The sequence below is a fragment of the Glaciihabitans sp. UYNi722 genome (assembly GCF_040549465.1).
Classification (GTDB): domain Bacteria; phylum Actinomycetota; class Actinomycetes; order Actinomycetales; family Microbacteriaceae; genus Lacisediminihabitans.
In genome coordinates, this window is sequence record NZ_JBEPTL010000045.1 from 1 (window position 1) to 6,417 (window position 6,417).

A 6,417-nucleotide genomic window follows, 5' to 3' on the forward strand; every position below is an offset into this window, starting at 1 on the left:
GGACTGTGGTAAGAACAATTTTCCCTGATAAGACAGGCATTCTCTGTTTAACGCGCCGCTATCCCCGAAGCCCCCACCGGTGGATCGAGGCTTAGCTTTACCTGTCGCTTCAGACCTCGGCGGCGCTATACCTCCGCAGATCGACGGGCGACCCGGCTAAGGTCCAAATCCCGAGCTCGAGCCGTACGTTCCGTCCCCGCAGACTCGAATCACAGGAGTAGACCATGAATGCACATTCAGAAGACCAAACTACGACGGCAACGCGGGGCAGCGGTTACGAGGAACCGGCGACGAAGGACCTCGACTATCGAGCCTTGTTCATCGGTGACCAAGCCGAGAACGGGGCGATTTTCAAGGAACTGCTCGGACAGCTCGTCGACGAGCACCTCGGTTGGCGCCAGAATTACATGCCCGGAGACCGCGCCGGGATCACCATCCACGACGAGACCACGCCCGAGTATGGCGCGGCTCAAGTACGCATGCGCGAGGTGATGGCGGATTTGTCTCGTCGGCTTCGCTCGGGATCAGTGCCGTGGAACAGCGCTGGGCGCTACTGGGGGCACATGAATGCTGAAACGCTCATGCCCGCCATCCTCGCGTACACCTACGCGATGCTGTGGAACCCCAACAATGTTGCCCTCGAATCATCGATGGCCACGTCCAAGATGGAGGCGGAGGTTGGCGACGACTTCGCGAAGTTGTTCGGGTTCGACGGGGGCTGGGGTCATCTTTCCGCCGACGGGTCGATCGCCAACTTGGAGGGCCTCTGGTATGCGCGATCCCTCAAGTCCATACCGCTTGCGCTGGCCGCGACGCTGCCGGAGACGGTGGCGGGCAAGTCAGAATGGGAGTTGCTCAACATGTCAGTCGAGGAGATCCTCGACAGCCTAAAAGATCTCACTCCCGACCAGTACGACCAGGTCAAGGCGGCCTCTTCTCGATCGGGCCGGAACCTCAATCGTCTCGGCAAGTGGATCGTCCCGGAAACCAAGCATTACTCGTGGGTTAAGGCGCTCGATATCATCGGGGTCGGACTCGACCAGATGATCGCAATACCGGTGTCGGAGAACTACCGCATGGACATCGACGCCCTCACGTCCACTGTCGAAGAACTCGCGCGAACGCAAACACCGATCCTCGGCCTGGTCACCGTCGTGGGCACCACGGAAGAGGGCGCTGTCGACGAGGTCGACAAGATCATCGCTTTGCGCGAACGAATGCGGAAGTCTGGTCTTTACTTCTACATCCACTGCGACGCGGCCTACGGCGGCTACGGACGATCACTGTTCTTCGACACCGACGGTAGGTTCGTTGACTACAACGAACTCGCCGATCTTCATCAGAGCCACGGGCTCTTCTCAGAGGGCGTGACGGTACCCGAAGACGTCTACAACGGCTACAAGGCGATCTCGCAGGTGGAGTCCGTCACGATCGACCCGCACAAGATGGGGTATGTGCCCTACGCCGCTGGCGGCATCGCGATTCGGCTGAAGGAGATGCGGAATGTCATCTCATACTTCGCGCCATACGTGTTCGAGAAAGGCGCCACCGCTCCGGACATGCTCGGGGCGTTCACGCTCGAGGGATCTCGCGCCGGCGCGACAGCCGCCTCGGTCTGGGCGGCACACCGCTGCCTTCCGCTGGACGTTTCCGGCTACGGCAGACTCATCGCCTCCGGCATCGACACGGCCCACCGCTTTCGCGACTTTCTGGCTGAGCTCACATTCACAGTCGGCGACAGGGTCGTGCGGGCCTATCCGCTGCACAATCCAGACTTCAACATGGTCGACTGGGTATTCAAGGCGGATGATATGACCTCGCTGACCGAGGTCAACGCCCTCAACGAAAAGGTGTACGACCTGTCGTCCTACCTGGCGGGCCACGAATATAACAACATCTTCATCACATCGCACACGACCTTCTCCGCCGGCGACTACGGCAACAGCCCCGTGAAATTCATCAAGACGCTGGGGTTCGACGAAGCCGAGTGGGAGTCCGTGAAGTCTGTGACTCTCCTGCGTGCGTCGATCCTTGATCCGTACCTGAACTCCACCGAGCTCTTCAACTACTACACCACCGCCATCAAGGCGGCATTCAGCGCACGCCTAACAGAGGTGATGTCATCATGACCGCCAAGGTTGCCTCTCTCAAGCGAGTCGGAGTGCTGACCTTCTTCGGGATGACCGTCGCCATCGTCGCCAGCGTCCGAAACATTCCGGCCGTCGGGGCGACCGGCTGGACCATGTTCTTCTACATGGGGGTGGCTACCCTTCTGTTCGCGCTTCCAATCACGTTGATGTCGGGAGAATATGCGGGTATGTTTCCGCGCGCCGGCGGGCCCGAGCTCTGGGTGACCAACGGCCTCTCATCACGCTGGGGTTTCGTGACCTCCTGGCTGCTGTGGGTACAGATGTTCCCGGGAATGGTCATGGTTTCCTCCGTGATCGCACCGCTCATCGCCGTCACGATCGGCGATCCGGCACTCACCAAAAGCGGGCCGTTCACCCTGATCTGCATTCTCGCCGGCTACTGGGGGGTTACGATTCTCAACCTCTTCTTCGACATGGCCCATCTGGGCGGGAGGATCGGCGTGGTCCTTGGTCTCTACCTGCCCGTTGCGTTCATGGTCATTCTGGGTATCGCCGCGCTCGTGAAGGTTGGAATCAGGCCCGACGGCTATCTCGGGAAGGGAAGCAGCGGCTTGCTTCCATTCTCGTCACAATCGGCCGGCACCCTCGTATTCTTCGCGTCCATCGTGTTCATCTTCACAGGCATCGAGATGTCATCGGTCTATCTACCGCGACTCAAAAACTCGGCCAAGACCTACCTTCGTGGCATCTTCATCGCTCTGGTGTTCATGTTCCTTTTCAACACCCTGCTGGCATTTGTGACCGCCGACGTCATCCCGCGCGGAACCATCAACCTCAACAACATCGCGCAGGCGCCAGTCATCATTCTCCGGATCCTCGGGCTGCCCTCATGGCTCGCTAACGTGTTCGCCGCCTCCGTGCTCATCGGCGTGTTGGTGCAGCTCTCCGCGTGGGTCACCGGACCTTCCAAGACAATCACCGCTAGCGCGCGACGGGGTTTCTACCCGCCACGGCTGAGGTTCTGGAAGACGAACCACCAGGATGTCGCGCCCGCGGTGCTCGTGACGCAGGCAGTGGTGATTTCTCTGTTCGCCATGATCTTCATCCTGATACCGGGCGTGAACAACGCGTTCCTGCTTCTGGTGACCGCGACGGCGATCATCTACATCGTCGTGTATGTGCTGATGGCGATCGGCATTCTCCGCCTTCGCTCGAGCAAGCCGACGCTTCACCGGCCCTTCCGGATGGGGAACACGCGTGTGGCCTGGATCGTCGTAGTGATATTCCTCATCGTCGTGGTCGCTTCGTCGCTCGCCACACTGTGGTATCAAGGCTGGGTCAACGCGTTGATCATCCTCGGCATCACTTTGGTCCTGAGCGTTGTACCGCTTGTCATCTACCGGCTGCGCAAGCCGTCATGGGAGAGTGACGTCTCCCGCGAGCTGGGCACAGACACGCCCGAGCCAGGGGTACACGAGCTGGTGGCGGTCAAAGCGCCCGTGTCGTCCGCATTGCTAAAGTGAAGTGGTGAAGCGAACCGTTCTGACGGCGGCGTCCGAAGATCGCATCACCACGATGCCGTCGCCGGAAAAACGAGGGGCCCTGCTGCGCTCGTTGAGCAGTCGCCACGTTCAGTTCATCGCCCTCGGCGGCGCCATTGGCTCCGGACTTTTCTATGGGTCCGCGCAGACCATTGGTCTAGCTGGGCCGGGTGTCCTGATCGGGTATCTCCTCGGAGGCGGGATCGTGTTCATCGTCATGCGCGCCCTCGGAGAGATGGCGGTCGCTGAACCGGTCTCCGGATCATTCAGCGACTACGCGCACAAATACGTCGGACCATTCGCGGGCTTCGCGGTGGGGTGGACCTATTGGTTCTCCTGGATCGTCGTGAACATCGCCGAGTTGACGGCGCTCGGAATCTACGTCAGCTACTGGTTCCCGGACATGCCCCGCTGGGTCACCGCCCTTGTCGCCCTGCTGTTGGTGGTTGCCGTCAACCTCGTCAGCGTTCGCGCATTTGGGGAGACGGAATTTTGGTTTGCGCTCGTCAAGGTCCTGGCCATTCTTGGGCTGATGGCTTTCGGTGTCGTGATTCTGGTGTTCCACCTTGGCCACGGTGCGGCAGTCAGCAACCTCTGGAGCGACGGCGGAATCCTGCCCCACGGAATCATGGGGGTTTTGCTCGCTCTTCCGTTCATCATGTTCTCTTTCGGGGGCACCGAACTCGTGGGCATCACGGCGGGGGAGGCGGACAACCCCTCAAAGACCATCCCGAAGGCGATCAACCAAGTCATTGTCCGTATCCTGATCTTCTACGTGGGCGCGCTGCTGTTCATCCTGATGCTGGTGCCGTGGTCGAAGATCGGACTCGGCTCAAGCCCGTTCGTGATCGCGTTTCAGGATGTCGGCGTGCCGGATGCGGCAGCGGTTCTCACCTTCGTCGTGATCACCGCTGCCCTTTCCGCATTCAACAGTGGGATGTACAGCACGGGCAGAATGCTGCTCACCCTTTCGCAACACCATCAAGCACCCGCCTTTCTCGCGCACATCAGCAAGCGAGGGAGAGTTCCCGTCTTCGGCGTTCTGGCATCCGCTGCGGTGCTGTCTGTCGGTGTCGTGCTCAACTACTTCCTGCCGCCCGTGGTCTTTTTCTACCTTTCATCCGTAGCCACACTGACGACGATCGCTATTTGGTCAATGATCTTGATCACGCAATGGCGATTCCGCCGAGCGCTGCTCACGCGCACCCCGTACGAGGCGCCGCACTTCCCACTGTTCTGGTGGCCGATAAGCACCATTCTGGGGCTGGTGGGCATGCTGCTCGTCGTCGTGCTGATGGCGTTCGAACCCACCACACGCGTTGGGCTCTACATCGCCCCCGTGTGGTTTGGAATTCTCTACGTCAGTTACCGCGTGATGTCGCGTCGAGAAACGCGCGGCGCTCAAGCTAAACGGTCCCGCCGGTAGGTGGCTGCGGCGGCGACGAACAGCAGCCGTGAGCCCTGCTAAACGCGATTCGTCGCAAAGAAGGTTCCGCGGCGGGCACCCGGGCTGGGCCAAGAACGATCGGTTGCGGTCACAAACCCTTCGGGAAGCCGATGGGGCGCAGTTCGGGAGCCAGGTTCTCCCATTGCCAGGCGCGCTCGGCATCGCGGGCGGTTTTGTCGCCAGCGGTGAGGCCGACAGCTTTCGCGGCGTACGTCGCGGCGTGTGGTGAGTGATTGAACATGTGTGCCACGGCGCACGCCTGACCGGCTGCGCGAGCAGCAGCAACGGCGGCTGGCGCTCCCGCTTCGGTCGCATCGCGGGCGGCGGCATGAGTTGCAAACGCGGCAGTGCGGCATGCGGTCATAGGGAGTTCTCCGCGTTCCCACGCGCGAAGTGCTGCGATGGCCGCGCGCGGGCGCTCGTCACCGGGTCGCAATTTTTCGAAGATCGGCAGGGCACGCTCAGCGCAGGCCGCGGCCCAAAGCGCGATTGTGTGGTGAATCGGCGGCTCGGGGTTCGCCCACTTGACTTTCTGTTCCTCGGTCACACCTTGATCGTCTCAACAAACGCCCCTGAAAAAATCACCCCGTGGCCGGTTGTATCGGCCAGTCGTGCGCGTACGTAATGGCGTAACCCGAAAACGTCCCACCTGCGGGCGGTATGCGAAGCTACAGGCATGCCCTCTCCGCAGTCACTGAGTGAACCCGATCGGCGCCTCGTCGCTGCCTGGGCGGCGGATTGTGCCGCGCGAGTCCTGCCCCTGTTCGAGGCTGAGGCCCCAACAGACGGAAGACCGCGTGACGCCATCGATCGTGCCCGTGCGTTTGCTCGGGGTGACCTTGATACTGCTGGCGAAATTCGTCGGCGGTTCATCGCTGGTCGGGCTGCGCACACTGTGAGCTCTCCTGCGGCTGTGGCTGCGGCTCGGGCTGCAGGACAAGCCTCTGGAGTTGCCCACATGGGTGCTCATGCTCTCGGCGCAGCCGCCTACGCTGCTAAGGCAGCCGCGCTAGGCGATCCGGATCACCCTACGGCCGTCTCTGAGGAGATCGGCTGGCAACTCGAGAACATGGACCTCCACACGAGGGCGGCGCTGCGACAATTACCACTGCTGGGAGAGAATTCTGCGGGCCCACTCGGTCCCGGACTTCTTGCATCGGGCATCCTGGGGTCCACGATCAGGCACATCCAATCAGCGATCGAGAAAAGTGCACCGTCACTAGGGCGTGTCTCCTAACCTTTGGGGTGGTTGGTTGAGATGCTTTTACGATGTCTCGTACTTCGTTACTAACTGATGAGCAGTGGGACCGTGTGGGCGTGTTGATGCCGCGTCCGGCGG

General features: G+C 61.1%; 5 protein-coding genes. 4 read left to right on the top strand and 1 reads right to left on the bottom strand.

Annotation, left to right across the window (positions count from 1 at the left end):
• The first annotated feature begins 224 nt into the window (after positions 1-224).
• From tdc to ABIB56_RS18220, 3 genes are read left to right on the top strand one after another with little or no spacing between them, the layout of a single operon-like run.
• Positions 225-2,129 carry a tyrosine decarboxylase gene (gene tdc / locus ABIB56_RS18210; protein WP_354570642.1) on the top strand — a complete coding sequence of 635 codons (1,905 nt, stop codon included), beginning with the start codon at positions 225-227 and terminating at the stop codon, positions 2,127-2,129.
• Complete coding sequence (locus ABIB56_RS18215) at positions 2,126-3,613, top strand: amino acid permease (protein WP_354570643.1); 1,488 nt, start codon at positions 2,126-2,128, stop codon at positions 3,611-3,613. Before tdc ends, ABIB56_RS18215 begins: the two co-directional genes overlap by 4 nt.
• A gap of 4 nt (positions 3,614-3,617) precedes the next feature.
• Positions 3,618-5,057 (top strand): amino acid permease, encoded by a 1,440-nt coding sequence (locus ABIB56_RS18220; protein WP_354570644.1) that lies wholly within the window; start codon positions 3,618-3,620, stop codon positions 5,055-5,057.
• Positions 5,058-5,166: 109 nt separating this feature from the next.
• Here ABIB56_RS18220 and ABIB56_RS18225 read toward each other — a convergent pair whose 3' ends face one another.
• A complete protein-coding gene (locus ABIB56_RS18225; protein ID WP_354570645.1) occupies positions 5,167-5,625 on the bottom strand; it encodes a putative immunity protein in 459 nt (152 codons plus the stop codon).
• A gap of 129 nt (positions 5,626-5,754) precedes the next feature.
• Between ABIB56_RS18225 and ABIB56_RS18230 the strand changes: the two genes are divergently transcribed.
• Positions 5,755-6,315 carry a putative immunity protein gene (locus ABIB56_RS18230; RefSeq protein ID WP_354570646.1) on the top strand — a complete coding sequence of 187 codons (561 nt, stop codon included), beginning with the start codon at positions 5,755-5,757 and terminating at the stop codon, positions 6,313-6,315.
• The last annotated feature ends 102 nt before the right edge of the window (positions 6,316-6,417 follow it).

Excerpts from the sequence above, each read along its gene's own strand:
- tdc (WP_354570642.1), top strand. The coding sequence starts at position 225 with ATGAATGCACATTCAGAAGACCAAACTACGACGGCAACGCGGGGCAGC.
- ABIB56_RS18215 (WP_354570643.1), top strand. The coding sequence starts at position 2,126 with ATGACCGCCAAGGTTGCCTCTCTCAAGCGAGTCGGAGTGCTGACCTTC.
- ABIB56_RS18230 (WP_354570646.1), top strand. The coding sequence starts at position 5,755 with ATGCCCTCTCCGCAGTCACTGAGTGAACCCGATCGGCGCCTCGTCGCT.